Source organism: Nitrospiria bacterium (assembly GCA_036397255.1).
GTDB lineage: Bacteria > Nitrospirota > Nitrospiria > DASWJH01 > DASWJH01 > DASWJH01.
Map to the genome: position 1 here is coordinate 23,088 of DASWJH010000108.1, position 26,589 is coordinate 49,676.

Here is a 26,589-nt window from a genome sequence, read left to right on the forward strand (position 1 = left end):
GGAGTCAAAAGAAAGTTTTTTAAAATTTAAAAAAACCTGACCAAAAAATAAATAGAATAAAACATCCAAATACAATTCTGTAATAACCAAAAGGCTTAAAAGAATGCCGTTTAATAAAAGCAAGAAATAAAGCGATCACCCCCCAAGCCGTTACAAAGGCGGCCCCCAGGCCCAAAAGCATTATCCCCAGACTTTCATCGGTGATCAAAGCTCTGTTTTTAAAGGCATCGTATAATGTGGCGGCAAACATCGTGGGAAGGGCGAGGAAAAAAGAAAATTCCGCTGAGGTCTTTCGATCCATCCCGACCACCAGCCCTCCCATGATGGTTGCCCCTGCACGGGAGACCCCGGGAAAAAGGGCAAGGCATTGGGCCAAACCCACGTAAAAGGCAGTTTTAAAATTAATCCCTTCCAGTTGGCTAATATGGCTTGTCTTCTTTTTTGATTCGATGATTAAAATAGCGAATCCTCCGATTACGAGTGCAATTCCAACGGTAATGGGGTTGAAGAGATAAACTTTAATGGCCCCATGGGCGATTAATCCCACAAAGGCTGCCGGGAGAAATGCCAATCCGATTGCGGTGACAAAGGTCCGTGCCGTAGGATCAATTGGGAGGCGAAAAAAAAGATCGGATATCTGAACCCAAAAATAGACCACCACCGCCAAAATGGCCCCTAACTGGATAGCAATTTCAAACGTTTTTGCAAAGTCTCCTGTAAACCCTAAAAAATGGCCGGCAATAATGAGATGTCCCGTTGAAGAAACTGGCAAAAATTCTGTCAGACCTTCAATGATTCCCATCAGAACTGAGACCCACCAAACCGGCATTACGATTCCCCGTTTCCTTTTCTTTTGGGAATCCGAACGGTGAAGGTGGATCCCTTCCCAGGTTGGCTTTGAACCGTCACGGAACCACCGTGGGTTTCTACAATATGCTTTACGATGGAAAGGCCTAGTCCGGTTCCACCCATTTCTCGCGATCGGGCCCGATCCACACGGTAAAAACGTTCAAAAATTCGAGAAAGATCTTTTTTGGGAACCCCAGGCCCCGAATCGGAAACTGAAATTTCCGTGGCGAAATCGGTTTCCAAAGCCCCCAATGTTATTTTTCCCCCTGCAGGGGTGTATTTCACGGCATTGTCTAGAAGGTTTGTGACCACCAGCGTCATTTTTTCTAGATCCCCTTGGATCGGATGGATCGGCTGGGAAATGTGGATGGACAGGTGTTGATCCTTTTTTTCCGCCAGGGGTTTTAGGATGGAGGAGACTTTTTCAAAAAGTTCCGGCACCTGGATTTCATTTTTGACCCATTGGTATTTTCCGGATTCAATTTGTGAAAGAGCCAATAGATCCGAAATGATATTATTCAAACGATCCGCATGTTTTTCGATGATTTTTAGAAACTCGGTGCATTGAGTGGGATTTTCCTTTGCCCCATCCAAAAGGGCTTCAATATATCCTTTAATAGAGGCCATGGGGGTGCGGAGTTCATGAGACACATTGGCGACGAAATCTTTCCTGACCCTTTCAAGGGTTTTTAATGGGGTGACATCATGGAAAACAAAAGCCGCTGCGATCTCTTGTTCATCGGCGTTTTTTGCGGTAGAGGCCTGAACAAAAAAAATCTTTTCTTCCGGGGCGGGAATGGCGATTTCCTCCGATGGATTGGTTTTGGACTCCAAAGTGCGTTGAATAAATTCGTTCAGGCGATGATGCCGAATAACCTCTATAAAAGGCCGGCCTTTGGTCTCCTGTCGTGAAAGGCCAAACATTTTTTCCATTGCGGTATTGGTCAATAGAATTTGTCCTTGCCGGTCCAGAACCAGAACTCCCTCAACCATTCCGGTTAATAGGGCGGAAAGATGGGTCCGGTCCTCGGAAAGCTGAAAAACCTGTGTTTCAATCGACACCGCCATTTGATCGATGGAATCGGCCAGTTCTCCCGTCTCTTCATGAACATTGAGGGGTAACCTTTGCCCAAAATTTCCCTTGGACAACCGGGTGGCAAGGCCTTCAATCTCCGAAAGGGCGTTTTGAAATTTCCGGATCCAGGGATAACACAGAAGGAGTGTGAACACCAATGCGCTTGAGGAGGCCAAGAGGAAGGTTAACTTCGAGCGGGGTCCCTCAGTAAGGTGGGTTGGAAGGAAAAGCAGAATGAGGAAATTTATTGCCAGGGTGGTGACGATGATAAAAAAGAAAGCCGTAATAAACTTCCACTGAATGGAGAATTTCAAATGGTTGGCTCCTCCTCCTTGAGCTTATAGCCATAGGGTTTAACGGTGAGGATGGCTTTGGCCAAGATGGGGATTTTTTCTCTCAACCGACGGATATGAACATCCACGGTTCGCGTGGTTCCATAATAGTCGTATCCCCAGATATTGTTGAGTAATATGTCACGGGTTAAAACCCTTCCTTTGCCCTTCAACAGTTCAAGAAGAAGATTAAATTCCTTTGCCGTGAGCGGGACCTCTTTTCCTTGAAATTTCACCTCATGGCTGGACACATTTAAAACCATATTTTGATAAGTGAATTGTAATGGGGTGGTTTCTTGCCGTTCCATTCTTCGGGTCAGTGCCCGGACCCGGGCGACCAGTTCCTTTGGGCTAAACGGTTTGGTCATGTAATCATCGGCCCCCAGTTCAAGGCCGACCACTTTATCGGTTTCTTCTCCTTTTGCGGTGAGGATCATGATGGGCAGATGACGGGTATGGGCACCCGTTCGGAGTCTCCTACAGATTTCCAGGCCGTCCATACCGGGAAGCATGAGATCTAAAATGATTAAGTCCGGATTTTCGGTTTGGGCGGTTTTTAACCCTGTGGGTCCTTCCGTTGCCAAGAGTGTTTTGTATCCTTCTTTTTCTAGGTAGTGAACGAGTAGTTGGGCTAAATCCCTCTCATCCTCAATAATTAAAATTTTTTTTGCCATCGTCCTTAATCAGTTCATTTGAAGGCGGTTGAGCCCTTTCCATGTTCCGATCCACTTTTCCTTTTTGTTGAATGCAAAGGAAAATACATTGTTATCCATCAAGCCATCTTGAGTTGTCAAGGTGTGCCACTGTTTTCCATCGTACCAGCTAACCCCTCCATCGGTTCCAGCCCAGAGGTTTCCTTCGTGATCCATGGAAAGCGCATGAATAAAATTTCCTCCCAGCCCCTCGTTCCGAGTGTAAGTTGTCCAGGTGGATCCGTCAAACCGGGTGAGTCCTGCTCCCCATGTTCCAAACCATTTATGATGGTTTTGGTCAATGGCAATGGCAAGCACATAGTTAGGGTTGGGTTCTCCCACTTTTTTTTCACTTTGGGCGTGATGGGAAGTGTTGGGCCGGAATAGATTGGCGGTGCCCAAACGCGTGGGGTCAGCTCCTAAACCGTCCTGATGGGAGTAGCTTTCCCAAGATGAGCCATCGAATCGTGTGACGCCTCCTTCGGTTCCGAACCATAAAATATGATCCCCCTCCCAAGCAATGGAATAAACCCATTTGTCCGCTAGACCGGCTTCCTCGGAATAGGTCGTAAAACGGTTGCCGTCAAACCGGCTGGCTCCTTCCCATGTGGCAACCCACATTTCTCCTTTGGATCCAAAAACCATGTCATAGACCCAAAGGTCTCCCAGGCCTTCCCCCGGTGTGTAGATCATCCATGTGGGTCCATAGATGGTGGACCCTGCACCATAGGGCGTAAACGTTGTCCACTGTTTTCCATCGAATTTGGAAAGTCCTCCACCATAGGTTGCCACCCATTTATTTCCCTCCGGGTCAATTTTTATTTTATAAATGCCACGGGCGAGAAAGCCGGCCTGTGTGTTTGAAATGGTGTAAATTTGGTGTCTGTCCTGTGTCCGGGTATCGTATTTTATGATTCCAGAAGGCAGGCCCATCCATAGAAAAGGGCCATCCAAGGCAAGGGTTTTTACATTTTGCCCGGTTTCAAAAGTCGTCCACTGAAGTTGTTTTCCTGTTGGCCTGGTGGGGGAAGGTATATTTTTTTTCTCCGGGGAAAAAGGGGCAGAAGGTCCCTCCGATGTGCATCCTTGAGCCAAAAAAACCAACGTGACCATTGAGAAAACACGGATAATAAAATTGAAATGAAAGATTTGGAAATATGGTTGATTTTTCAACACATTTTCAACCGTTATCTGTTGACAAGGTATGGTAATCTTGTTAGTATTCTAGCCCGTTCCCCTTGTATTTACAAGAAGAAAGGATTGATGCCCGAGTTTAGAGAACGGGCGGATAGCTCAGCTGGGAGAGCGTCGGCCTTACAAGCCGAAGGTCACAGGTTCGAGCCCTGTTCCGCCTACCATCAGTATTAATAATTTCCCGCCCATGGGCCAAACTCATTTCAAATGCCCGGGTGGAACCAAAAAGCAGTTGAATAAAAGTGTACACAATGTGCGGGGCCGTAGTTCAGTTGGTTAGAACGCCGGCCTGTCACGCCGGAGGTCGCGAGTTCGAGCCTCGTCGGCCCCGCCAAAATTGAGAGAATTTTAAAAAATCAACGAGCCATTTTTTTTCTGCGCCCACTCCCCCTACCAAAATGCATTATGAGGTTTTATCGCCTTGATCGGGGGGATGGGCGCTTTGTCCATGAGCGCGGAGGAAAGGGTTAAAGGGGTATGCCTGAAGGATTTCATTGGGGAGGCTCTCAAATTCTGGAAGTGGTTCTTTCCTCCAGTTGGATCATCAAGCTGGTTTTGCTTCTTTTGCTGCTTTTTTCAGTGGTATCTTGGGCCATTATTTTCTATAAGTATCGAATTTTTAAAAAGGAGAAGCGGGCCACACGTCATTTTCTTCAATTCGTCAGTCATCGGGAGGATATTGCTGAAATGAAACGGGAAGCCGAGCGTTGCGTGGATTCCTCTCTGGCTTCTTTATTCTTGGAGGGGTACCGAAGGGTTTATCGGCGAGGTGAACATGGGCAAAACGGGGACCCGGCCAGGGTGAGAGGTCTTGAGCGATCTATCAAAAGTTCCATTCAGGAGGAAATCGCTCATCAGGAAGAGTATTTATCTTTTCTGGCGACGACGGGAAATGTTTCTCCTTTTGTAGGTTTATTTGGAACCGTTTTGGGAATCATCAATGCCTTTCAGGAGATTGGGCGACAGCAGACTGCCAGCATTGCCACGGTAGCCCCTGGATTAGCAGAGGCTTTGGTGGCCACTGCCGCGGGTTTGTTTGCCGCCATTCCCGCCGTAATCGCTTACAATATTTTTTTAAACCGTATTCGCGTGTCCTCTTCCCAGATGGAAGCCTTTTCTTTGGAATTGATGGAACTTTTTGAAGAACAGGCCCAGCCAGAAGAGACGGTTAGGGCCTAAGGGGTTCAATTTGCACGGAACAGATTCAAACCTGGGTGGGCGTCGTTTCTTAGCAGAGATCAATGTGGTTCCCCTGGTGGATGTGGTTTTGGTTTTACTCATCATTTTTATGGTGACTGCTCCTCTCCTTTACCGGGGGATTGACATTGAGCTTCCAAAATCTTCAACCAATACCATTGAAGCCAAAGAACGGTTGGTAATCTCCGTTGAAAAAAACGGTGGAATTTTTGTGAATAAGGAAACGGTTTTACTGAAGGATTTAAGGCCGAAGCTCCAATCGGTAAAGGACCGGAATCCCGGGGTAACCGTTTATCTTCGGGCGGATCAGTCGGTGGCCTATGGGGTGGTGATTGCCGTAATGGATACCGTTAAACAGGTGGGGATCGATAAGTTGGGGATGGTGACTGAACCGCCGGGCAGAAAGAGAAAAATATGACCCCCTTGATTGATTGAAGAAACAGGCGACCCTTTCAAATGAAACCAATGCTCGCTGTGTCCATAGGGTTTCATGGTTTTTTTCTCCTCATGCTCTTTTCCTTTACCTTTAGCATGGGATGGAAAACCCCATACCTTCAAACTTACCAGGTGGACCTTGTTGAGCTTCCCGAAAGAGAGGTGGAGCCCAACCCCCGCCCCTTGGTTAAAGCATCCGAGCCCAAAAAGGCGGTGGTGGTTTCAGAAAAAACCGAACCCAAAAAAGTGAAAACCCAAAAGATCCATTTACCCAAAAAGGAAGTGATTCAGGAGGAAATTGTCAAACCGATCGTTGTTCAAAAACGCTCTGCGGTTGAGGATCCGGCCTCTTCTGAACGGAAGAAAAGGGTTCAGGAATTGAAAAAACAGTTAGCTGAGATAACCCAACAGGAGCCCCAGGAAGCCCCTCCTTTGAAGGAAGCGGCAATTTCTCCTACCAGTATCACGCCCATGCTCGAGGTTTCAAATTTCCCTTTTCCGGCGTATTTATTGAGTGCTGAAAAAAAACTTCGAAGAAGTTGGTCACCCCCCCCGGTGGGGGCGGTGACTGAGGGTCCCGAGGCCGTCGTGGTATTTAAAATTGCAAGAAATGGAAAAGTCAGTGGGGTCAAGATGGAAAAGGGTTCAGGAAATCAACATTTTGATTTGGCGGCCTTACGGGCGGTTCATGAAGCCGATCCCTTCCCTCCTCTTCCACGGGAATATTTGGAAAGCACTTTGCTGATCCATGTGAGTTTTTTGTTGAATAGGAACCTGTAGTGAATTGGGGCGGTTGGTTTTATCATCGGTGCTGGATGGTGGTTTTGCTTGGGGTGGGGTGGTGGAGCACCTTTTCTGTAGAGCCGGTCATCGGGGCCGAAGTTTTTATGGGGATTACAAAGTCAGAAAGTGAAAAGATTCCCTTTGGCATCTTGGGTTTCGAGGTGCAGGAGTCACTCCGTTTGGAAGGAACCACGGCCAGAGGGATTCTAGAGGCGGATTTGAGACGTTCTCATTTTTTTCGTGTGATCGACCTTCCCGGGATGCGTTTTCAAGGGGAGCAAAACCGAGCCCATGAAGACTTGGTTCGTGAAATCCGCGGTGTGGGGGCTGATGCGTTTGTTTGGGCCCGTTTGGGACTCAACGGAGAGGATGTGGTTCTGGAGGCCCATGTTTATGATGCCTTTAAAGGAAAAGTGGTCCTCTCAAAGCGTTATTCGGGACAACGAAAATTTTTCAGGGCGGTGGTTCACCGCCTCTCGGATGATATCGTTTACCATTACACCGGGGAAAAAGGGTTTGCCCAAACCACCATTGCCTATGTTTCGAATTTGAGCGGTGTGAAAGAAGTATTCTTAATCGATTATGATGGATATAACCCACGGCGGATCACCGGGGATCAAAGTATTGTCCTGTCTCCACGCTGGTCCCCGGATGGGAAATGGATTACCTATACCTCTTTTCGTGATGGAAATCCTGATCTGTTCGTGATCGACTTGGTCACCAGCCGTCGTTGGAAAATGGCCGGTTTTCCGGGGCTCAACATTTCCCCGGCGTGGAATCCCTCCGGTTCTTTCCTTGCATTTGCATCAAGCAAGGATGGAAACACCGAATTGTATCTTCTGAATCGTGAAGGGAAAAATCTCAAACGGATCACATTTAATTCCAGTACCGATCTTTCTCCAACCTGGTCCCCCTCTGGAAATGCCATGGTGTTTACATCGGATCGGGGTGGCAGTCCTCAACTGTATCTGATGAACGCTGACGGTTCCAACGTTCATCGACTGACTTTTACGGGAAGCTACAATAGTTCTCCCAGTTGGTCCCCCAGTGGAGAATGGATCGCTTATACCTGTCGTGTGGATAGATTTTTTCATATTTGCCTGATCAGTCCGGATGGTTTAAAGGAAGTGCAAATAACAGAAGGCGCGTGGGATGACGAAAATCCTTCCTGGGCTCCGGATGGGCGACACTTGGTTTTTGGTTCAAACCGGGAAGGACCGTTTAACCTTTATTTCATGGGGGCGAAAGGAACTGATTTGGAGCGTTTGACCTTTAATGGGGCTGACAATATGAATCCCGCATGGTCTCCCCGCTAAAGTCCAGCGGTCAATGGAAGATGCGGATTGTTTTCTAAGGGATTGAGAAAGGGAAAGTAAATACGGTTTTTCTTGAGCTCAATTTAAATGGTAATGAATCAATGAAAGGAAGGGAGGCTACTTATATGAATCGGATATGGAATAGCGCTGTGTTGCCTGGTTTTTTGATCGTCCTTGGTTTTTTCCTTTTAACGGGATGTCCTAAAAAAGTAGAGACCGCTAAAGAAACGGTGAATGTCGGAAAAGAAAGGCCTGGCCCGGCCACCGAGCGGGTGGAGCCGAGTATTACCGCCCCCAGTATTCAAGAGGCGGAAGTTCCACGGGCCAGCGGTAAAGAAGTCCCCATGGTTATCGGAATGGGTGATTCCTTTTTTGATTTTGACAAGGCCCTGGTTCGTGAAGATGCGAAAACCATTCTTAGGGAAAATGCCAATTGGCTCCGCTCCAATCCCAATGTAAAAGTTCAAATTGAAGGACATTGTGATGAAAGAGGAACCACCGAATATAATTTGGCCTTAGGCGAGCGGCGTGCCCAGGCCACCAAACGGTTCCTGGTTGCAATGGGGGTGGACTCCAGTCGAATTTCTACTATCAGTTACGGGGAAGAAAGACCTTTTTGTATGGGTACCGATGAAAACTGCTATCAAAAGAATCGGAGAGCTCATTTTGTGGTTAAATAAGTCCTTTATACAGAGGGTAGAAAGATCCCTGTGGGTAATGGGTAGAGGAGAACGTCGATGAAAACAACCGGTTGGCTTATGGTTATTTTTGGAATAGGCCTGCTCTTGATGAGTGGTTGTGCCCTCCAGGCCGACATGGTGGATGTGCAACTGGACATGGATGATTTTAAAGCAAGAGATAGAGACATGGAGCGGAAACTGCTCGCGATTGAGGGGTATCTGAAAGAGAACTCCACTTTTTCCCAGCAACACCAGGCAGATCTTGGGGGCCGGGTGGATCAAACAGGCATTGAAATTCAAATGCTACAAGGTAGGTTGGAAGAGAATCAACATGTGGTCTCTGAGTTGGGACGGCGAATGGATGACCAATCCTACCGGTTAACTGAACTTTTGGAAAAAATGGATTCCTTGGAAAGGCGTTTGGGGTCCGCTGGATTTGCCATTCCTGAACCGGCTCCACCCCCCAAACCTGAGGGGCGAGGATTGGAGGGAACCGTTCTTCCCGGTAGAAGGATCATTCCTCGAGAGCTTGAGACTCAAGAGACCCCTAGCCCAGATGAAGCCAGTTCTCCCGGAAATCGGGTTGGGGGGTTAACACCCACTGAAGCCTATAACCTGGCCTATAACGATTATGTTCGAGGAAATTATGATCTGGCTTTGATTGGGTTTCAAAACTTTTTAACTCAATTTCCAACCTCCTCTCTGCAGCCTAGCGCCCATTATTGGTTGGGAGAAAGCTATTTTTTCCAAAAAGATTATCCAAAAGCCGTTGAAACGTTTGAGACCCTTCGTCAACGGTATCCCCGAAATGACAAGGTTCCCACCGCCCTCCTCAAAGAAGGGTATTCCTTTTTGGAGTTAGGGGAAAAAAGAAAAGCCAAAGATTCCCTCAAGCGTGTCATTGAACAGTTTCCCTTTTCCAATGAGGCCAGTTTGGCCAAAGAAAAATTGGCGGTGATTCGATAATGTTGAGTTTTGAAAAATCCCTGCGGGTTAATTCCCCTTCCAAGGAAGGCAACCAGATTAAAATTTTACCTGAGGTGGTAATTAACCAAATTGCCGCTGGGGAAGTGGTGGAAAGACCCGCTTCCGTCGTCAAAGAATTGATTGAAAATTCCATTGATGCGGGAAGCCGGCGCATTTCAGTGGACCTTGTGGATGGCGGAAAAAGTTTAATCCGTGTGGTGGATGACGGGGAAGGCATGAACCGGGAAGATTCCGCTTTGGCTTTTGAGCGGCATGCCACCAGCAAACTCTTTTCTGAGCAGGACCTTCATCACCTTCAGACCTTGGGTTTTAGAGGGGAAGCGTTGCCCAGCATCGCCTCCATCTCCAGAGTTCGTTTGGTGACCATGAAAAAAGGTGGGGCTATTGGAACGGAAGTAAGGCTGGAGGGGGGAAGTATGAAGGGACCCATGGAGGCAGGAGCCCCGGAAGGAACCCTGATCGAAGTTGAGGACCTGTTTTATAATACCCCTGCCCGTCGTAAATTTTTAAAATCTGCCACAACGGAGATTAGCCATATATCCCATTTAATTCTGCAACAGGCCCTGGCTTACCCTTCTCTCCATTTTCGGTTAAATCTTCTTGGAAGCAAGACCCGAAGGGAGCTGTATAATTTGACGCCGGTCAAAACCCTTGGTGAGCGAATCCTTCAGGCCTTTGGGGAGGAGTTTTTCTCTCAGCTTATTGCAGTGGAACATGAAACGGAACCTATGAAACTTCACGGTTTTATTTCTCGTCCACTTTTCACCCGCGGGGGGAGAAATCAGCAGGAATTGTTTATCAATAACCGTCCGGTCCGAAGTCCAGGTATTCAGCATGCGGTGTATGAAGCTTATGAGTCGCTTCTTTCTCGGGGAAGACATCCCATTACGTTTCTTTTCCTGAAATTAGACCCGCAAGCCATCGATATTAATGTCCATCCCTCCAAAAAAGAAATCCGATTTCGGGATTCAAAACAGGTCCATGATTGGTTAAAGGAAAGCCTTCAATCCTTTCTGGTTCAAAAACAGGGAGGTTCCCATTCAGAGGGGTCCTTCATTAAAGAGAATAGATTCGAAGTCCACACAGAAGGAGGGGATTTGAAAGAGGTTCCATCGTTTAATACCAGTGGGTATAAAAACCGTGTTCAAGAGGCGGCCGAACAATACCTAAAGGAAGGGACCTATCCCAAAGAGTCTTTCTCCCCCCCACAAAAATCCCTTCGGTTTCTATCCCCTGACTCTTTTCAATTGCCGGATCACCATCCGAGGATTTTAAAAGAGAAATGGTTTCCCTTAACACAAATTCATCATACCTTTATTTTAGCGGTTTCCGATAGGGACCTTTATTTTGTGGACCAACATACGGCTCATGAGAGGGTTCTGTTTGAGCGGTTCCTCCATACCACGGGTTCCTTCCAACAAGAAAGGCAAAGGCTCCTCATTCCCTTTCCCCTGGAGCTTTCCTTACCCGAATCCCTTTTGTTAAAAGAACACCAACATGAATTGGAAGGCTTTGGTATTGATTTAGACGATTTTGGGGAACGGACGTTTATGGTCCGTTCCATGCCTGCATTGGTGTCTAAGGAAGGTTCCCGTCGGTTTATTATGGATATTGTGGATGATCTTTCTGAACAGGAATCGGCTCAAGCCCCGGAGAAAAAACGGAAGAAAATTGTAGCGACCATTGCTTGCCACAGTGCTGTCAGGGCCCAGCGGCCCATGAAAATGGAAGAAATGGAAACCCTTCTTTTCGATCTTCAAAAAACAGATCAGCCTTTTACCTGCCCCCATGGACGGCCTACCCTGGTCCAGTTGGAAGGAAAAACGTTGGATCGCCTTTTCTGGAGATAGGGTATGACTCCGACATTATCCCAGGACCAAACGGTTTTTAAGGAACGGTTGGTTATTTTTCTGGTAGGGCCTACTGCATCGGGTAAAACCGAGGTGGCATTGGCGTTGGCCCCCCTGTTGAAAGCCGATATTATTTCGGCGGACTCCCGGCAGGTTTACCGTGGTTTGGATATCGGGACAGCCAAGGCGGACCCTCTCCAACGGGGTAGGGTGACGCATCACCTAATTGATGTGGTGGATCCCCAAGAGCTCTTTAGCGCGGGTCAGTATAAAAAGCGAGCAGAGGAGGCCATTGACGGATGCCATCGAGACCATCGGGTCCCGTTGGTGGTGGGGGGAACCGGTCTATACATTCGCGTTCTTAAGGGAGGGTTATGGGAAGGTCCTGGACCCGATTGGAATTTGAGAGAGAAATTCCGAATGGAAGAAGAGCGGGGAGGTGAAGGAACACTGCATCGACAGCTTCTCGGTGTGGATCCGGAATCAGCAAAACGGATTCACCCCAGAGATTGTGTCAAAATTATTAGAGCCCTGGAAGTATATACCCTGTCGGGAAAAACATTGACCCAGGTTCGGTTAAATCATGGATTTATGAAGGGCCGTTATCAATCTCTTTTGTTGGGTTTACAGTGGGACCGCGAGCAACTGTATCGAAGAATTGAGGAGCGGGTAGATAAAATGTTAGAAAAGGGATTGGTGGGGGAAGTTCAGGGTTTAATAGATAGCAACCCTCATGGGGAAATGCCTTCCTTGCGTGCCTTGGGTTACCGCCAGGTCATTCCCTATTTGATGGGAAAGATAACCCTTGAAGAAATGACCCGGATTTTGAAACGGGATACCAAACGTTTTGCAAAACGTCAGCTGACCTGGTTTAGGCGTGAGCAGGGCGTCCGGTGGATTCATCTGGAAGAAGATTCAGAACCTGAAACCATTGCCAGGCAACTCTATCAAATCATTCAGACGTATATTCAAAGTAACGATCCAGAGGTTGCCCTTGTTGAAAGGAGTATAGCGTGTTGAAAACCCCAATGAATTTGCAGGATAGTTTTTTAAATAATGCCCGGAAGGAAAAAGTCACCGTAACGATCCGGCTTTTGAACGGAAACTCATTGTCCGGGATCATTCAGGGATTTGATAATTTTGCAATTATTTTAAAGCATAAAACCCAGGAGTTGGTCTATAAGCATGCCATTTCCACCATCATCCCTCAAAAAGACGTTTTCCCTTTTCGTGATGGGAATAAAGAGGGGAATAAAGAGGAAAAGGGTTTTACCACCGAACCCAGAATTAAACCCATGAAGGGAAAAAAGGAAGAGGAAACTGGGGAAGCTGGTTAAAAAGGTTTTCATCGGGGGAAAAATAGACAGGGATTGGGAAAAACGTGGGAGATATTGGAGATGAAGCCTGAAGCGGAAATTGGTGTTATTGGGGGAAGTGGTCTTTACGATATCCAGGGTTTGAAAAAAACGCGGGAGGTTAAAGTCCGGACTCCTTTTGGGGATCCTTCCGGTATTTATAGGATGGGGGAGCTTGCGGGTGTCAAGGTGGCCTTTTTAGCCCGTCACGGCAAAGGGCATCGGATTCTGCCCACTGATATTAATTTCAGGGCGAATATTTTTGGATTAAAAAAACTGGGGGTTGAACGGATTTTATCCGTGAGTGCTGTGGGCAGCATGAAGGAAAATATTCAACCCGGGAATATTGTCCTTCCCGAATCTTTTATTGATCTAACCAAGCAAAGACGGAGTACTTTTTTTGGTAACGGGTTGGTGGCCCATGTGGCTTTCGCGGATCCAATTTGCCATGACCTCCGGCAAATTGTTTTTGAAAAGGGTCGTCCCTTAGGCGTCCCGTTACACAATGGAGGTGTTTACCTTTGTATTGAAGGACCTCAATTTTCTTCCCGCGCGGAGTCCCTTCTCTACCGTTCATGGGGGGTGGATGTGATCGGAATGACCAATGCCACCGAGGCAAAACTCGCTAGGGAAGCGGAAATTTGTTATGTGACCCTTGCCTTGGCCACCGACTTTGATTGCTGGCATCATGAAGAGGAGACGGTTACGGCGGATGCGGTGATTAAGATCCTTCAGCAAAACGTAGAAGCCTCCAAAAAAATTATTTTAGAGGTGATTCCGAAAATTCCAAAGGTGAGGAATTGTTCCTGCGCTCATGCCCTTCAAAACGCGTTGATTACCCAACCGAAAGCCATCCAGAAAGAAGCCGTTCGGAAGTTGAAACCGATTATTGGCAAATATTTATCATGAAGATTTGGTTAATGATTGGCTTCGTCGCCTGCGCCGCTTGGGCATGCACGGGGTTGATTTCCAAAGACACTTCTTTAAGGGAAGAAGGAGAAGTGCTCTTTTCCGACCGGGGTTTCTCCGTATCTTACATGGAGGCCCAAGGGTTAACGGTTTTGCCCATGGCCAATATCCGGGCCAGTGAGGGAATCCGGCAGAATGCCATCTATGAGGTCTACCAGGCTTTACGGATTTATTTTCCCAAAACCCAATTGGTGAGTCAATCTGAGGCATTGACTCAAGCCAAAAAATTGGGTTTGGAAAAAACGGTTAGAGATGGGGTGAATGATTATGAGCAGAGTCATCTTTTAGATTCCCAATTTATTCAACAAATGTATGTAATGACCCAAACCAGGTATTTTCTTTACCTCAGGATAAACGATTTTGATTTTTCGTCCAAAGGGGGGCTGGTGTCAAAAAAGGTAGAGCTTGAGGCTGAACTATGGGATTCCCTTTGCAAAAAGGTGGTTTGGTCCGGTGTGGGTCGGGTTGGAGTGGTGGAGTCAGCCCAAGATGAACGGGCGCGTTTTGAAGAAATGTTCGTCAGTGCGGCCCGAAATTTGGTAGTTCCTCTGGCCAACGGAAAAAAGAATAGGGTGAATCAGGGAGAATGTGTCTCCTGAATTTTAAAATGATATTTTTCCCTTGAGACCGTGCCCCTAATACCGAAATAAAAAAAGACTATTTGACTTCAACTTTTTAAATTTAGGGAGGAAAGGATGGGATTATTGGTTGTTGGGTCGGTAGCGCTGGATTCTGTGAAAACCCCTTTTGGTGAAGCACAAGAAGTGTTGGGTGGGTCGGCCACCTATTTTTCCATTTCGGCGAGTTATTTTACCGAAGTCAGTTTGGTTGCGGTGGTTGGGGAAGATTTTCCCAACGCTCACATTGAACTGTTGAAAAAGAGGGGAATTCAACTGGATGGTCTTGAAAAGCAAAAGGGAAAAACGTTTCGGTGGGTGGGGGAATATGGGTACCAGCTCAATGAGGCCAAAACGTTAGAGACCCATTTAAATGTGTTTGAAAAGTTCAACCCCCAGATTCCCAAGGCCTATCAAACAGCTAACCTGGTTTTTTTGGCGAATATCGATCCGGATCTACAGCGGGGAGTGTTGCACCAGGTGAAATCCCCTCAATTGGTGGCTTGTGATACGATGAATTTTTGGATTGACGGAAAACCTGATTCCCTGAAAAAAACCCTGGGAGAGGTTTCCATCCTGATCATCAATGATGGGGAAGCCCGGGCTTTAGCTCAAAACCCCAATTTGGTACAAGCCGCACAAACGATTCTTTCCTATGGTCCTAAAATCTTAATTGTGAAAAGGGGTGAATATGGGGCCCTTATGTTTAATGGGGAGTCTATTTTTTCAGCCCCAGGATTTCCCTTGGAACAGGTTTATGACCCAACGGGTGCCGGTGACAGCTTCGCTGGGGGTTTTATGGGTTACCTGGCCAATACCCAAAATTATTCGGAATCCAATATGCGCCAGGCGGTCATTTTTGGGAGTGTTATGGCTTCTTTTTGTGTTGAAGCTTTCAGTTTGGAGAGGCTCAATTCGTTGAATTATCAGGAAATTGTCAACCGATACCGTGAGTTTAAACGCTTGACCCATTTTGAGGAGGTGTAACATGATAGGGGAGAAGAAATCAGTGGGGGGGAGGAGACAGATTTTTCTCCTTATGTTACTATTTATTTTACTCCCGTTTTTGGGATGTGTTTCAGCACAGAAAAGAATTGAACAGGATCAAAAAGCGCAGGCCCATTTTAAATTGGGCGTTTCCTATTTAAATGATAATAACTTCCAACAAGCTTTTGTGGAATTTCAAAAGGCATTGGAGCTGAAACCGAAAGATCGGGATTCACGGTATGCGGTGGGCCATATCTACTATGTGTGGGAAAAATATCCAGAGGCCATTAAGGAATTCAAAACGGTTGTAAAAAATACACCCAACGATTCCGAAGGCCATAATTATTTGGGAAATATTTATGCCAAACAGAAAAGGTGGGAAGAGGCGGTGGATGAATATCAAAAGGCTCTTTCCAACCCCCTGTACCCCACTCCCGATTTTACTCATTATAATTTAGGTCGGGTTTATAAAAAAATGGAAAAATTCGAGGAGGCAATTGATTCGCTCCAACAGGCCGTTCGCGTTAATAAGGGTTATGCGCCGGCTTATTTTGAAATGGGCGAAGTTTATTCAGAAATGGGAAAGGTCCGTTTTGCCATTGATTCATACAAACGCGCGGTAGAATCCTTCCCGGAATATACACAGGCCCGGTACCAATTGGGACTGGCTTATTTAAAAGAGGGATCCAAGAGTTTGGCTCAAGGGGAATTTCAGCGGGTGATTGAGCTATCCCCGGAGAGTAATTTTGCGAAAGAATCAAAAACACAATTGGAACAGATCAGGAATTAAATAATTTTATCGGGATGACCATGGAGTCCTTAGGAAAATATCTTCAGCGGGTCAGAAAAGAAAAAGGAATTAGTCTGGAACATATCGCTTCCAGGACAAAGATAAACCCAATCTATTTAAAGGCCTTGGAGGAGGATGATCTGGCCAAGGCGCCCAACCAGGTTTTTGCCAGGGGCTTTATCAGGTCCTATTTGAGAACCCTCTCCCTCGATGAGAAGGATGTATTAATTCGGTACGAAAGTTTTATTTCTGAATTTTTCCTGTCCTCCAAAGAAAAAGAACAGAGGTCCATTTCTTCCTCGCCTGAGGCTTTCACCACCATAAAAGGAAATCGAGTGGGTCTTTTAGGGTTTGCAGGGGGATTGGTCGCTTTGGTGTTATTAATTTTTTTATTGGTGTCACAAAAACCTGGGGATTCCCTCGAGTCCCAAGCCATCCCTCAAGAAGTAAGGGTTCCCCACCCCCTACCGGTGAGTCAGGATTATCAGCCGATAATCTCCCTTATTGAACCGGGTCCATCAGAAACGAAAACAAAACCCGAGTTGCGAAATAGTATGACCCCTCTTGTGGTGGAGAAAAAAGAAAGCAAACCCCTAAACCCACCCCTCAATCAAACCTTAACCCAACTCCCACAAACTCCCATTGCCTCGCCGATTGAGAAACCACTTTCCCTATTGATTGAAGCTCTTGAGCAAAGCTGGGTTTTGGTTTACCTGGATGGAACAGTGGAAAAAGAGATGACACTTCAGCCGGGTGAGAGATACACCCTACGCGCTGAACATCAGTTTTTGGTGACATTAGGAAATGCCGGTGGGATTCGGATGGAGTTAAATGGAAAACCCTTGGCGCCTTACGGAGAATCGGGGCAGGTGGTTCGGGATATTCTGATTAAGAAAGGGGATGGAGATGTCATTTCCTTTTTTGAAAGGAAAGGGACCTCTTTCACTAGGTTTCATATAAAGGTGCCGGCGTAGCTCAGTGGTAGAGCAGCTGATTCGTAATCAGCAGGTCGGAGGTTCAACTCCTCTCGCCGGCTCCATAGGATTTTGAGAAGATTTGCCCCCACCATTTTAGTTTAGTTCCAAAATTTCCCTTCCATTTCATTTTTTCAAAAGCTTTCAAGGCAAGATTTTTATTGTAATTAAAGACGAAATAGTAATGCAGTGGGGGTTTCCATTTTTAAAATGCATTCAATGTGAGTTATTTGAAAAAATGATTAGATTTTCCTAAGGACTACAATCCATTTATCCAACAGGAAATTATTTTAATTTAATGGTGCTAAAGGTATTTAAAATTGACATTTTTATCCATAGTTGGTACTTTTATTTATACTTCCACTAATACTAATTTAATACCGTTTATACAAGGAAAAATTTATAAGACATTGAAAAATTAAAGTTATTTAGTGTTTTGGCGGTTTTTCCAACAATTTGGTAAAAGAAATACTTAAATGTAAAATTTTCCAAATTTTCAAAGTTCAACTAATCTAAATTTTCTTTGCTTTTTATGCAAAATATTTTAGCTTTTTCATGGAGTTATAAAAATTTCTCCACTTAATAGAAGCGGTTATGGGGAATAAAAAAAATATGAATGTTTTTCAATGACTTAGAATTTTTTTTCTATTTTTTGCTAATATTAGGGAATATTTTGGTAGTTTTAATTGTTTAACTATTTGAAAGCTTCCAAGGAAGGATAAAAATTGTGAAAGACTGGATATACCGGAAAGAGGTAGAAAGTCTTACATTAAAACATCTTGATTCCTTATGGGGCTTTGCCATCACCCTTTCCAAGAACAAAACAGATGCCGCCGATTTGGTTCAGGATACCTTCCTGAGAGCCTTTCATTATTATGACCGTTTCGAAATAGGGACCAATATCAAGGCCTGGCTTTTTACCATTATGAAGAATATTTTTATCAATAATTTTCGTGACAGGCAGCGGGAGGTTTTCCCCATCGAGCCGGAAGAGGATGGGGAGTTTATACAAGGTCATGCAGGAGAGGTTTTACATCATTATGCTCATGAAGCGCTGCCCAATGGAAGAAATGAGATATTTAAAAAAGACATTCAAATGGCCCTTCAAGATCTTCCCCAACGTTTGCGTGTAGCGGTGATTTTAAAAGATATTGAGGGTTTTAATTATAAAGAAATTGCCGAAATTCTAGATTGTCCCATTGGAACCGTCATGTCACGGTTGGCCAGGGGTCGAACCCAGTTGAAACGCTCCTTGGTCGCCTATGAAAATGTTTCCCATTTAAAAGTGGAGAATATTTAAATGTATGCATGTAATGCTATTGAGGAATTATTATATCCTTATTTGGATGGAGAGCTTGATGTTAAAGAGGTCATTCGGGTTCAATCTCATCTAAAGGCCTGCCGCGGTTGTAGGGGTCGTTACCGTTTAGAAAAAGAATTTTTAGACTGTTTTAAAGAATCTTACCATCAGGTCCAACCAGAAATTCCTTCCGATATTCGACATGAAATTTTAAGAACAGTGGCATCTAAAGCATCCACTTCCGCAGCCGGTGGGGTTTTTAAAAACCTAGGGTCTGTATTGGCCTTTGCGGCGGTGATTCTTTTGGTTGTGGGATTCGCTTTTTCCTTTCAACCACTAAAGAAAGATGATGTCCCGGAGCTGGTCCGTTCCGCTGTCAATCATCATCAAGGTTATGTGGATGGCAGTGTTCATTTGGATTTTCAAGCCATTGAACCGCAAGAAGCTACCTCATGGTTTAAACATAAAGTGGGGTTCCCTGTTCAACTTCCCTCCGCGTTGCCTGAAAACCTTTCCCTCGAGGGAGGAAAGATTGGGCCTTCGGAGACACTACAATTGGCTCTTTTGGCTTATGATCTGGAGGGACAAAAAGTTTCCTTGGGGGTAACCGCCTCTTCCTATCCTAAACGGAGTTTGGAGAAAGGAGGAATCCCTTTTGACGGCCTTATTTTTTATCCAAAAAAATACAAAGGGTTCCATACCATTAGTTGGAACCATGACGGTTTGAGTTATATCCTTGTTTCAAGTGACCCTGAACGGGTTAAACAGGCCTGTGTGGTTTGCCATGGAACCCCCCGTGGTTTAAAGACGGTGGAAGGTTTTATTGGAAAAAAGATTTAATCCCTTTGAACCTTTTCCTGTTTTCTTAAAAGATTTTCCGGAGAGACTAATATGGAACCAAATCCGATTGTAAAAGATGAAGCCGCTTTAGAGGCGGAAGGAACCCAAGAAGGACGCCACCCCGGGGATTACGGACATCTTTTGTGTAATAGTCCACGGATGAGTGATATTCTTCGGGTGATCAATCAAGTGGCGGTGTCCGATGTGACAGTTTTAATCACGGGAGAGAGCGGAACGGGAAAAGAATTAGTAGCCCGTACCGTTCATGCCCGATCTCTCCGACGCCATAATCCTTTTATCAAGGTTTTGTGTGCAGCGCTTCCCGATGGGTTGTTGGAAAGCGAGCTTTTTGGGTATGAAAAAGGAGCCTTCACCGGGGCTGAGCGGAGAAAGTTGGGAAAGTTTGAATTTGCCAATAATGGAATCATCTTTCTTGATGAAATCGGAGAGATTCCTCTCTCTTTGCAAGCCAAGTTGTTGCAGGTTTTACAAGACGGGGTTTTCTGCCATATTGGAGGGAAAACCGATGTGAAGGTCAATGTCCAGGTGGTTGCGGCCACCAATAAAATTCTTCGCAAAGCTATGGAGGAAGGAAGCTTCAGGGAAGATCTTTACTATCGGCTCAATGTGGTGAATATTACTCTTCCTCCGTTACGGGAGCGCCGGGAAGAAATTCCTTTTTTGGTTAATTTCTTTTTAGAAAAATTTAACCTCCGATATAATAAACGGTATTCCAAACTTTCGGCTGATTTGATCAAGCGTTTTATGACCTATGATTGGCCCGGTAATATTCGGGAGTTAGAAAACCTAATTAAGCAGATTGTTGTTTTGGAAGATGAGGCTTCGGTATGGGAAAAGATGATTTCTTCTCCCCCCCAGGAACGGGTTATGGCATCCCAAAACCAAAACCCCACGATGTCAGCGCCCCCTATCCAAACCTCTACCAACGGCCTCAATTCTGAAACAGGTTTCCCCAAATATCCATCATTGAAAGAGGTGGGGAAAAATGCGTCCCGCAAAGCCGAAGAGGAGCTGATCCGCATTGTACTTCATCAAACCCGATGGAACAGGAAAAAAGCAGCCCGTATGTTGGAAATTAGCTATAAGGCCCTTTTATATAAGATCAAAGAATACGGGCTGGAAGTAAATGATTACCAAGCTCCTTCTGTATAAAACCTGGTTTTTAGGTTTTTCCTCTATCCCCTTCAAAGAAATTTTCTTGACTTTTTGATGAAATTAATTGTATAAAAATGGGGAAAGAGACTGGTGGAGTGATTTGGGCATATTGCAACCACCTAAAAAAAAGTGCTAAAAAGCTTGGGAGTTTGTTGCTATGGCGATTGGCCCTGTGCTGGACGGCACGGGGTTTTTTTTTAGTTTTTTATCCCCCTAGGCTTATTTTGGGGGAAGGTTCTGCTATAATTACGAGTTAAAGGGAGAAAGACTCCCAAGTTTTCCAATGGAGGAAATATGGGTCGCGTCAATTTTTTATTTACATCTGAATCAGTTACAGAAGGCCATCCCGATAAGATCGCGGATCAAATCTCAGATGCGGTTTTAGATTCGATCATATCCCAGGACCCCATGTGCCGGGTTGCCTGTGAAACGGTTTTAACAACGGGTTTGGCTTTTGTCGCAGGGGAAATCACCACTCAGTGTTATGTCGAAATTCCTGATATTGTCCGGGAAACCATTAAAGGGATTGGGTATACCCGGGCCAAATATGGGTTTGATTATGAAACCTGTGCGGTAATTACCTCTATTCATAACCAATCACCCGATATTGCCTTGGGAGTCGATACCGGTGGAGCTGGAGATCAAGGGTTAATGTTTGGGTATGCCACCAACGAAACCGAAGAGTTGATGCCTATGCCGATTTTATTGGCCCATAAGTTGACGCGAAAGTTAGCGGACCTTAGAAAAAGCGATGTTTTGCCTTATCTTCGTCCCGATGGAAAATCCCAAGTTACCATTGAATATCGAAACGGGAAACCGGTTCGAATTCATACCATTGTGATTTCCACACAGCACAGCCCGGATATCACACTAAAAGAAATTCGGGAAGATATTATTGAAAAATGCATTAAGCCAGTGGTTCCAAAAGAATTTTTAAATGAAGAAGATGTTGTATACCATATTAATCCCACCGGGCGTTTTGTAGTGGGGGGGCCTCAAGGGGATACGGGTCTTACGGGGCGAAAGATTATTGTGGATACCTATGGAGGAGTGGGAAGCCATGGAGGGGGCGCTTTTTCAGGGAAAGATCCCTCAAAGGTAGACCGTTCCGCTTCTTATATGTGCCGGTATATTGCCAAAAACCTTGTGGCGGCCGAGGTTGCTGATCGTTGTGAAGTTCAACTTGCCTATGCCATTGGCGTCTCGGAACCGGTTTCCATTTTGGTGGACACGTTTAAAACCGGGAAAATTTCTCAAGAGAAAATCGTCAAATTGGTGAGGGATTCCTTCCCCTTAACCCCAAAAGGAATGATTGATCATCTTGATCTTCGAAGGCCTATTTATCAAAAGACCGCTGCTTATGGCCATTTTGGACGAACTGAGCCGGAATTTACATGGGAGAAAACAGATTTGGCCAAAGATATTGGAAAACAGGCAGGCCTTTAAGAAGGCCCAATGGGGTTTTTCCAAAAAGTTTTTGTGCCATTGTGGTTAATTTTAACGTTAAATGAAAGGCAAAATGGATTACGAGATCAAAGATATTGGATTAGCAGATTGTGGACAACTGAGGATTGAGTGGGCAGAGCGGAGTATGCCCGTTTTTAGAAGCATTAAAAAGCGTTTTAAAAAAAAAAGAAAAATTTTTGTCCGGGGTTCGGGTTTCGGCTTGTCCTCATGTGACAACCGAAACAGCCAGTTGGATGGAGGTCTTTCAAGCCAGGAGCGTTGATGTGGTTTTGTGTGCTTCAAATCCCCTCAGCACGCAGGGCGATGTGGCTGCATCTTTGGTCAAAAATTCCAAGATACCTGTTTTTGCTATTCAGGAGTTATTACAATGAGCGAATTTACAGATTATAAAGTTGCGGATATGTCATTGGCCGAATGGGGTCGCAAAGAAATATCCATTGCCGAAATTGAAATGCCTGGTCTTATGGCTTTACGAAAAGAGTACGCAGGCAAAAAACCATTAGACGGTGCCCGGATAATGGGCAGCATTCACATGACCATTCAAACCGCGGTCCTAATCGAGACATTAGTAGACCTTGGCGCAGAGGTACGCTGGGTATCATGTAATATATTTTCAACACAAGATCATGCAGCTGCAGCGATTGCCGCAAAAAACATTCCTGTATTTGCCTGGAAAGGCGAAACGATTGAAGAGTATTGGTGGTGTACTGAGCAGGCCCTGCTATGGCCGGATGGGAAATTACCCAACATGATTCTTGATGATGGTGGTGATGCAACTTTATTAGTACACAAAGGTGTTGAGTTCGAAAAAGCTGGCGCTATTCCCACGACAAAAGATGATGACAATGAAGAATACAAAGCGATTCTCGGTGTACTTCGTCGCACAATTAAGCCTGGTTCAAGCACATGGCAGGATATTGCAGGTAGCGTTAAAGGCGTAACCGAAGAAACCACAACCGGTGTTCACCGTCTTTATGCAATGCAGGAGAAAGGTGAATTACTGTTCCCAGCAATGAATGTTAACGACTCTGCTACTAAGTCTAAATTCGATAATTTATACGGTTGCCGTGAGTCTTTAATCGATAGTATCAAACGTGCAACCGATATCATGATTGCTGGAAAGATTTGTATTGTGATTGGTTATGGCGATGTAGGCAAAGGCTGCGCTCAAGCATTTAAAGGCATGGGCGCAACTGTATGGGTTACTGAAATTGATCCCATCTGTGCATTACAGGCAGCTATGGAAGGCTATCGCGTTGTTGACTTAAATGAAGTAGCTAACATGGGTGACATCTTTGTTACGACTACGGGTAACTTAAACGTAATTGATCATCACCACATGGAAGCAATGAAGAACGAAGCTATTGTTTGTAACATTGGTCACTTCGATGCTGAAATCAATATCGCTTCACTTAAAAAATATGAGTGGGAAGAGATCAAGCCTCAGGTTGATCATGTTATTTTCCCAGATGGCAAAAAGATTATCATCCTTGCAAAAGGACGCCTGGTTAACCTGGGTTGCGCTACGGGTCACCCAAGCTTTGTAATGTCGGCTTCATTTACTAACCAGGTAATGGCTCAGATCGAGTTTTATACAAATGCAGGAGCGTATGAAAACAAGGTTTATAAACTGCCTAAGCTGCTAGATGAAAAAGTAGCTCGCTTACACCTCAAGAAAATTGGCGCACATTTAACTGAGCTCTCTAAAGAACAGGCCGTTTACATTAATGTACCGGTTGAAGGCCCATATAAAGCCGATCACTACCGCTACTAATATCAGGCTCAACTTCTAGGTCGGGTGTGCCCATTTTTACATGGCTGTACCCATTGATATACCTTCTTTGGAACAGATGAGCAATAAGAAGAGGCTCATTCGTGAATTTGTAGAAGAATTTACCATGCCCGATGGTCTGCGGATTAACCTACTAGGAGAGGGGCATCCCTCCAGCGTAATGGATGTGAGCTTTGCCAACCAGGCGCTTTTCGCTGAATACCTTAAAAAAGAAAATAAATAATTGAAAAAAAAGGTTTATGGGGTTCCGGCAGTTATTGATGAGGAAATTGTCCGATTAAAATTGGAAGCGATGGGGGTGAAGAAGGAACAAGAAAAGTATCTTGCTTCATGGGAAATGGGGACCTAACTACAATAATCTAACCCATTTCTTCCTGCCTTAATTCAGCTTTTCAAGGGCTGCCACAATGCTTTCTGCCATTTCCTTGGGGTTGAGCGGTTTAAGGAGAAACCGGTTCACCCCTTGGGAAATGGCTTCTGTTGCATTCTGAAGCGTCCCATACCCCGTGATCACAATTCGAGGTAAATCTTTTTGGATATCGTTCACTTCTTTGAGAAGGGAAATCCCGTCTTTTCCTGGGAGCCGAATATCGGTAATCAGAAGGTCAAAGCTTTTGGCGGTCAGGTGATTGATCGCTTCTTCCGCAGACGAAGCGACCGATACCTCATATCCACTTTTGGTTAGAATATCTTGGTAAATTTCAGTGATGCTTTTCTCGTCATCTACAAGGAGGATTCTTTCAAACATGGGTTTCCTTCCTTCAAGGTTTCCAGCTTTAATTCTACCTTGAAAAGGGTGTTTGTCAACAGATAGGCCTTCCTTGCTCCCCTTCTATTTTGCCCATTTGATGGTACAGCCCATGGCATGGGTTTCAGGAACTTCTATGTCCTGGTGTGCCAGGAGTGCTTCAATGGCGTTCCGCAAATCGTGGGATTGGGCCTTTTTGGGGTCCTGCCAATGATCATCAATCCGACCGGTATAACGAAGCCGTCGTTCCTGATCAAAAAGAAATATTTCTGGGGTGAAGTGAGCCCCATAGGCGTCTGCGACCTCCTGAGTTTCGTCCCTTAAATAGGGAAAGTTATAGTTTTTTTCTTTTGCCCTTTTTACCATTTTAGGAAAATCATCTTCGGGATAATTTAGGGTTTCATTGGCGTTTATGGCAACGAAGGCCACCCCTTGATCCCGGGTTTCCCTTTGAATATCAACGAGTCGGGGTTCGTAGGCTTGGACGTATGGGCAGTGGTTACAGGTGAACATGACCACAATAATTTTTTTATCCTTAAAACTATCCAATGAATAGGTTTTTCCATCCACCCCGGGAAGGGTAAACGCTGGAGCCTGATCTCCAATCGCCAATCGTTTTTTTGCCATATTTGAATTCCCCCTGCTGATGGTTTTTTAATAAACGCTTTCCTCATCCTGGAAAATGTTTCTGGTAAGGCTATATCTTAAATCAGTGCAAAACGTTAATTCAAGACCGGAAAGAGGGGGCGGTCAGAAAGAATCTTGGAAAAAGGAACAGTCTTTTGTAATATAAACGAATGGACTTACCTCAAAAATGGATCGATGTTGGAAAAAGGGTTCAGCAATCAGGGGGTATTGTCATGGTCATGGGAAAGCCCGATATGGGAAAATCGACCCTGATCCAATACCTTTTGAAGTGCGGGTTGCAACAGGAACGGCGGGTTGCTGTTGTTGATGCCGATATTGGGCAGGCTACCTTTGGTCCACCTTCCTGTTTGAGCCTTTCTTTTTGGACAAGGCCCAAGGATAAGGAAGAGAAAGATCCAAAGGGTGGGGATATCCATATAGAGGGGAATTGTAACTATAAAAATTTACAATTTATTGGTGCTTTAAGTCCAGTGGGGTTTCTCCTCCAGGTGGTGGTGGGGGTTAAACGATTGGTGGATCAAGCCCTGGAGCGGGGAGTGGATTTGGTTTTGGTGGATACCAGTGGGTTGGTTCAAGGAAGAACGGGATTTTTGCTCAAAAAACATAAGATTGAATTGGTTCGGCCCAACCATCTGATTGTCCTCGAGAGAAGAGAAGAAGAACTGGAAAACATTCTCACAGGGATTCCTTTCCCTCCAGGAATGATTGTGTCTCACGTTCCCAGAACCCCGAACACTCGACCGCGGTCTCTGGAAGAACGCCGTATTTATCGGGCCAAACAATTCTCAAATTATTTTCAAAATAGCCGGGCCCGATGGATTTACTTTTCAAACCAGAGGAAACCGCTCCCTGGAATGCACCCCTTTAAGGGAATGCTGGTGGGTCTTCTTTCCAAGACCGGACAGACATTGGGGCTTGGCATGATCTCCCGCATTGGACGAAAAAGCCTAGAAGTCATTACCCCCTTACCCACACTGACGGGTGTGCAAAAAGTGGAGCCTTCGGTCATTGGCTTGGGAAAAGATTTTTTGGGAAAAAAGGACGGAAAACTGAATTAGGTTTTTTGGAGGGGAATCAATGTCTTTAAAGGTGTGGTGGCCATTGTTTCCTCTTTTATTTTTCATTGTTTTAATTTGCCTCCTGACCGCATTGTTACGGTTATGGAGGAGAGGTGAAGCAAGCGGTCTGCAATGGATTTTGGTGTCCTCTGCATTTATAACCTATTCCCTCACTTATGCTTTGGCAAGTTGGCCCTGGCTGCATATGCCCATTTCCAATATTGCCGAGCTGATTATGATTTTTAATGTCTACCACTTTTTTTGTAAATGGCGAACCGATATCGCCTGGCTTCATGTCATTGCCCTTTTGGCCATTGTCTGTGATTTTGCACTGCATTAGAGCCTGTCCGACAAACCCCTATTTTTCACTTTGCGGTCATGCTGCTTTTCTGTAAAATAGAGCTTCATAATCAACCGATGGAGGGCTGTTATGGGCTATCATTTTCGGCCGTATGCACAAGAGCAGATGTATTTGATG

At 45.2% G+C, this 26,589-nt stretch carries 27 protein-coding genes, 3 tRNA genes and 2 pseudogenes; 26 read left to right on the forward strand and 6 right to left on the reverse strand.

What is annotated here, in order from left to right; genetic code table 11:
• Positions 1–19: 19 nt before the first annotated feature.
• From VGB26_14660 to VGB26_14675, 4 genes are read right to left on the reverse strand one after another with little or no spacing between them, the layout of a single operon-like run.
• Positions 20–829: an undecaprenyl-diphosphate phosphatase gene (locus VGB26_14660; protein ID HEX9759019.1), complete on the reverse strand. Its 810-nt coding sequence runs from the start codon at positions 827–829 to the stop codon at positions 20–22.
• Entirely contained in the window at positions 829–2,238 is a 1,410-nt protein-coding gene (locus VGB26_14665) for an ATP-binding protein (GenBank protein HEX9759020.1), read from the reverse strand. Before VGB26_14665 ends, VGB26_14660 begins: the two co-directional genes overlap by 1 nt.
• Complete coding sequence (locus VGB26_14670) at positions 2,235–2,930, reverse strand: response regulator transcription factor (GenBank protein ID HEX9759021.1); 696 nt, start codon at positions 2,928–2,930, stop codon at positions 2,235–2,237. The genes VGB26_14665 and VGB26_14670 overlap by 4 nt, the downstream gene beginning before the upstream one ends.
• 9 nt (positions 2,931–2,939) lie before the next feature.
• Positions 2,940–4,061 carry a two-component regulator propeller domain-containing protein gene (locus VGB26_14675; GenBank protein ID HEX9759022.1) on the reverse strand — a complete coding sequence of 374 codons (1,122 nt, stop codon included), beginning with the start codon at positions 4,059–4,061 and terminating at the stop codon, positions 2,940–2,942.
• Between the two features lie 169 nt (positions 4,062–4,230).
• On the opposite strand from VGB26_14675, the gene VGB26_14680 reads away from it, so the two are divergent.
• The 24 genes and pseudogenes from VGB26_14680 (at position 4,231) to VGB26_14795 (ending at position 24,006) form a co-directional block, all read left to right on the forward strand.
• Positions 4,231–4,306, forward strand: a tRNA-Val gene (locus VGB26_14680).
• Positions 4,307–4,399: 93 nt separating this feature from the next.
• Positions 4,400–4,476, forward strand: a tRNA-Asp gene (locus tag VGB26_14685).
• Positions 4,477–4,619: 143 nt separating this feature from the next.
• Positions 4,620–5,321 carry a MotA/TolQ/ExbB proton channel family protein gene (locus VGB26_14690; protein HEX9759023.1) on the forward strand — a complete coding sequence of 234 codons (702 nt, stop codon included), beginning with the start codon at positions 4,620–4,622 and terminating at the stop codon, positions 5,319–5,321.
• Positions 5,322–5,331: 10 nt separating this feature from the next.
• On the forward strand, positions 5,332–5,757 hold the full coding sequence (locus VGB26_14695) for a biopolymer transporter ExbD (protein HEX9759024.1): 426 nt from the start codon (positions 5,332–5,334) through the stop codon (positions 5,755–5,757).
• A gap of 38 nt (positions 5,758–5,795) precedes the next feature.
• Positions 5,796–6,554 carry a TonB family protein gene (locus tag VGB26_14700; GenBank protein HEX9759025.1) on the forward strand — a complete coding sequence of 253 codons (759 nt, stop codon included), beginning with the start codon at positions 5,796–5,798 and terminating at the stop codon, positions 6,552–6,554.
• A complete protein-coding gene (gene tolB / locus VGB26_14705) occupies positions 6,554–7,873 on the forward strand; it encodes a Tol-Pal system beta propeller repeat protein TolB (protein ID HEX9759026.1) in 1,320 nt (439 codons plus the stop codon). The genes VGB26_14700 and tolB overlap by 1 nt, the downstream gene beginning before the upstream one ends.
• Before the next feature lie 125 nt (positions 7,874–7,998).
• The gene (gene pal / locus VGB26_14710; protein ID HEX9759027.1) at positions 7,999–8,553 is read left to right on the forward strand and encodes a peptidoglycan-associated lipoprotein Pal; all 555 of its coding nucleotides are present in this window, start codon (positions 7,999–8,001) and stop codon (positions 8,551–8,553) included.
• A 57-nt stretch (positions 8,554–8,610) separates the two neighbouring features.
• Positions 8,611–9,519 carry a tol-pal system protein YbgF gene (gene ybgF, locus VGB26_14715; protein ID HEX9759028.1) on the forward strand — a complete coding sequence of 303 codons (909 nt, stop codon included), beginning with the start codon at positions 8,611–8,613 and terminating at the stop codon, positions 9,517–9,519.
• Positions 9,519–11,390, forward strand: a complete 1,872-nt coding sequence (gene mutL, locus VGB26_14720) for a DNA mismatch repair endonuclease MutL (protein ID HEX9759029.1) — start codon at positions 9,519–9,521, stop codon at positions 11,388–11,390. The genes ybgF and mutL overlap by 1 nt, the downstream gene beginning before the upstream one ends.
• A 3-nt stretch (positions 11,391–11,393) precedes the next feature.
• The gene (miaA, locus tag VGB26_14725) at positions 11,394–12,410 is read left to right on the forward strand and encodes a tRNA (adenosine(37)-N6)-dimethylallyltransferase MiaA (GenBank protein ID HEX9759030.1); all 1,017 of its coding nucleotides are present in this window, start codon (positions 11,394–11,396) and stop codon (positions 12,408–12,410) included.
• An 8-nt stretch (positions 12,411–12,418) separates the two neighbouring features.
• Positions 12,419–12,652, forward strand: a pseudogene (gene hfq, locus VGB26_14730) (RNA chaperone Hfq).
• A 108-nt stretch (positions 12,653–12,760) separates the two neighbouring features.
• Positions 12,761–13,654 carry an S-methyl-5'-thioadenosine phosphorylase gene (gene mtnP / locus VGB26_14735; protein ID HEX9759031.1) on the forward strand — a complete coding sequence of 298 codons (894 nt, stop codon included), beginning with the start codon at positions 12,761–12,763 and terminating at the stop codon, positions 13,652–13,654.
• A gap of 11 nt (positions 13,655–13,665) precedes the next feature.
• Complete coding sequence (locus VGB26_14740; GenBank protein HEX9759032.1) at positions 13,666–14,313, forward strand: hypothetical protein; 648 nt, start codon at positions 13,666–13,668, stop codon at positions 14,311–14,313.
• A gap of 96 nt (positions 14,314–14,409) precedes the next feature.
• Complete coding sequence (locus tag VGB26_14745; GenBank protein ID HEX9759033.1) at positions 14,410–15,318, forward strand: PfkB family carbohydrate kinase; 909 nt, start codon at positions 14,410–14,412, stop codon at positions 15,316–15,318.
• Between the two features lies 1 nt (position 15,319).
• Positions 15,320–16,108: a tetratricopeptide repeat protein gene (locus tag VGB26_14750; protein HEX9759034.1), complete on the forward strand. Its 789-nt coding sequence runs from the start codon at positions 15,320–15,322 to the stop codon at positions 16,106–16,108.
• A gap of 20 nt (positions 16,109–16,128) precedes the next feature.
• Positions 16,129–17,082, forward strand: coding sequence for a RodZ domain-containing protein (locus tag VGB26_14755; GenBank protein ID HEX9759035.1), 954 nt, complete (start codon positions 16,129–16,131; stop codon positions 17,080–17,082).
• Positions 17,073–17,147 (forward strand) — tRNA-Thr (locus VGB26_14760). The genes VGB26_14755 and VGB26_14760 overlap by 10 nt, the downstream gene beginning before the upstream one ends.
• Positions 17,148–17,809: 662 nt before the next feature.
• Entirely contained in the window at positions 17,810–18,382 is a 573-nt protein-coding gene (locus tag VGB26_14765) for a sigma-70 family RNA polymerase sigma factor (GenBank protein ID HEX9759036.1), read from the forward strand.
• The gene (locus tag VGB26_14770) at positions 18,383–19,222 is read left to right on the forward strand and encodes a zf-HC2 domain-containing protein (protein HEX9759037.1); all 840 of its coding nucleotides are present in this window, start codon (positions 18,383–18,385) and stop codon (positions 19,220–19,222) included.
• 51 nt (positions 19,223–19,273) lie between these two features.
• Complete coding sequence (locus VGB26_14775; protein HEX9759038.1) at positions 19,274–20,395, forward strand: sigma-54 dependent transcriptional regulator; 1,122 nt, start codon at positions 19,274–19,276, stop codon at positions 20,393–20,395.
• A gap of 297 nt (positions 20,396–20,692) precedes the next feature.
• Positions 20,693–21,844: a methionine adenosyltransferase gene (metK, locus tag VGB26_14780; GenBank protein HEX9759039.1), complete on the forward strand. Its 1,152-nt coding sequence runs from the start codon at positions 20,693–20,695 to the stop codon at positions 21,842–21,844.
• 197 nt (positions 21,845–22,041) lie between these two features.
• Positions 22,042–22,236, forward strand: a complete 195-nt coding sequence (locus tag VGB26_14785) for an adenosylhomocysteinase (protein ID HEX9759040.1) — start codon at positions 22,042–22,044, stop codon at positions 22,234–22,236.
• Positions 22,233–23,639, forward strand: a complete 1,407-nt coding sequence (ahcY, locus tag VGB26_14790; GenBank protein HEX9759041.1) for an adenosylhomocysteinase — start codon at positions 22,233–22,235, stop codon at positions 23,637–23,639. The genes VGB26_14785 and ahcY overlap by 4 nt, the downstream gene beginning before the upstream one ends.
• Before the next feature lie 46 nt (positions 23,640–23,685).
• Positions 23,686–24,006: pseudogene (locus VGB26_14795) on the forward strand (adenosylhomocysteinase).
• 30 nt (positions 24,007–24,036) lie between these two features.
• Here VGB26_14795 and VGB26_14800 read toward each other — a convergent pair.
• Positions 24,037–24,405: a response regulator gene (locus VGB26_14800; protein ID HEX9759042.1), complete on the reverse strand. Its 369-nt coding sequence runs from the start codon at positions 24,403–24,405 to the stop codon at positions 24,037–24,039.
• Between the two features lie 84 nt (positions 24,406–24,489).
• Positions 24,490–25,032: a thioredoxin family protein gene (locus tag VGB26_14805; protein ID HEX9759043.1), complete on the reverse strand. Its 543-nt coding sequence runs from the start codon at positions 25,030–25,032 to the stop codon at positions 24,490–24,492.
• 170 nt (positions 25,033–25,202) lie between these two features.
• Here VGB26_14805 and VGB26_14810 point away from each other — a divergent pair, with 170 nt between their 5' ends.
• Both VGB26_14810 and VGB26_14815 read left to right on the forward strand, forming a co-directional pair.
• On the forward strand, positions 25,203–26,111 hold the full coding sequence (locus VGB26_14810; GenBank protein ID HEX9759044.1) for a Clp1/GlmU family protein: 909 nt from the start codon (positions 25,203–25,205) through the stop codon (positions 26,109–26,111).
• A 19-nt stretch (positions 26,112–26,130) separates the two neighbouring features.
• The gene (locus VGB26_14815) at positions 26,131–26,451 is read left to right on the forward strand and encodes a hypothetical protein (GenBank protein HEX9759045.1); all 321 of its coding nucleotides are present in this window, start codon (positions 26,131–26,133) and stop codon (positions 26,449–26,451) included.
• Positions 26,452–26,589 lie beyond the last annotated feature (138 nt).

Bases quoted from the DNA above. Each gene is read 5' to 3' on its own strand.
- VGB26_14660 (HEX9759019.1), bottom strand. From the start codon at position 829: ATGCCGGTTTGGTGGGTCTCAGTTCTGATGGGAATCATTGAAGGTCTG.
- VGB26_14670 (HEX9759021.1), bottom strand. From the start codon at position 2,930: ATGGCAAAAAAAATTTTAATTATTGAGGATGAGAGGGATTTAGCCCAA.
- VGB26_14675 (HEX9759022.1), bottom strand. From the start codon at position 4,061: ATGGTCACGTTGGTTTTTTTGGCTCAAGGATGCACATCGGAGGGACCT.
- VGB26_14690 (HEX9759023.1), top strand. From the start codon at position 4,620: ATGCCTGAAGGATTTCATTGGGGAGGCTCTCAAATTCTGGAAGTGGTT.
- VGB26_14700 (HEX9759025.1), top strand. From the start codon at position 5,796: ATGAAACCAATGCTCGCTGTGTCCATAGGGTTTCATGGTTTTTTTCTC.
- pal (HEX9759027.1), top strand. From the start codon at position 7,999: ATGAATCGGATATGGAATAGCGCTGTGTTGCCTGGTTTTTTGATCGTC.
- ybgF (HEX9759028.1), top strand. From the start codon at position 8,611: ATGAAAACAACCGGTTGGCTTATGGTTATTTTTGGAATAGGCCTGCTC.
- mutL (HEX9759029.1), top strand. From the start codon at position 9,519: ATGTTGAGTTTTGAAAAATCCCTGCGGGTTAATTCCCCTTCCAAGGAA.
- miaA (HEX9759030.1), top strand. From the start codon at position 11,394: ATGACTCCGACATTATCCCAGGACCAAACGGTTTTTAAGGAACGGTTG.
- VGB26_14740 (HEX9759032.1), top strand. From the start codon at position 13,666: ATGATTGGCTTCGTCGCCTGCGCCGCTTGGGCATGCACGGGGTTGATT.
- VGB26_14745 (HEX9759033.1), top strand. From the start codon at position 14,410: ATGGGATTATTGGTTGTTGGGTCGGTAGCGCTGGATTCTGTGAAAACC.
- VGB26_14750 (HEX9759034.1), top strand. From the start codon at position 15,320: ATGATAGGGGAGAAGAAATCAGTGGGGGGGAGGAGACAGATTTTTCTC.
- VGB26_14755 (HEX9759035.1), top strand. From the start codon at position 16,129: ATGGAGTCCTTAGGAAAATATCTTCAGCGGGTCAGAAAAGAAAAAGGA.
- VGB26_14770 (HEX9759037.1), top strand. From the start codon at position 18,383: ATGTATGCATGTAATGCTATTGAGGAATTATTATATCCTTATTTGGAT.
- VGB26_14775 (HEX9759038.1), top strand. From the start codon at position 19,274: ATGGAACCAAATCCGATTGTAAAAGATGAAGCCGCTTTAGAGGCGGAA.
- metK (HEX9759039.1), top strand. From the start codon at position 20,693: ATGGGTCGCGTCAATTTTTTATTTACATCTGAATCAGTTACAGAAGGC.
- ahcY (HEX9759041.1), top strand. From the start codon at position 22,233: ATGAGCGAATTTACAGATTATAAAGTTGCGGATATGTCATTGGCCGAA.
- VGB26_14800 (HEX9759042.1), bottom strand. From the start codon at position 24,405: ATGTTTGAAAGAATCCTCCTTGTAGATGACGAGAAAAGCATCACTGAA.
- VGB26_14805 (HEX9759043.1), bottom strand. From the start codon at position 25,032: ATGGCAAAAAAACGATTGGCGATTGGAGATCAGGCTCCAGCGTTTACC.
- VGB26_14810 (HEX9759044.1), top strand. From the start codon at position 25,203: ATGGACTTACCTCAAAAATGGATCGATGTTGGAAAAAGGGTTCAGCAA.
- VGB26_14815 (HEX9759045.1), top strand. From the start codon at position 26,131: ATGTCTTTAAAGGTGTGGTGGCCATTGTTTCCTCTTTTATTTTTCATT.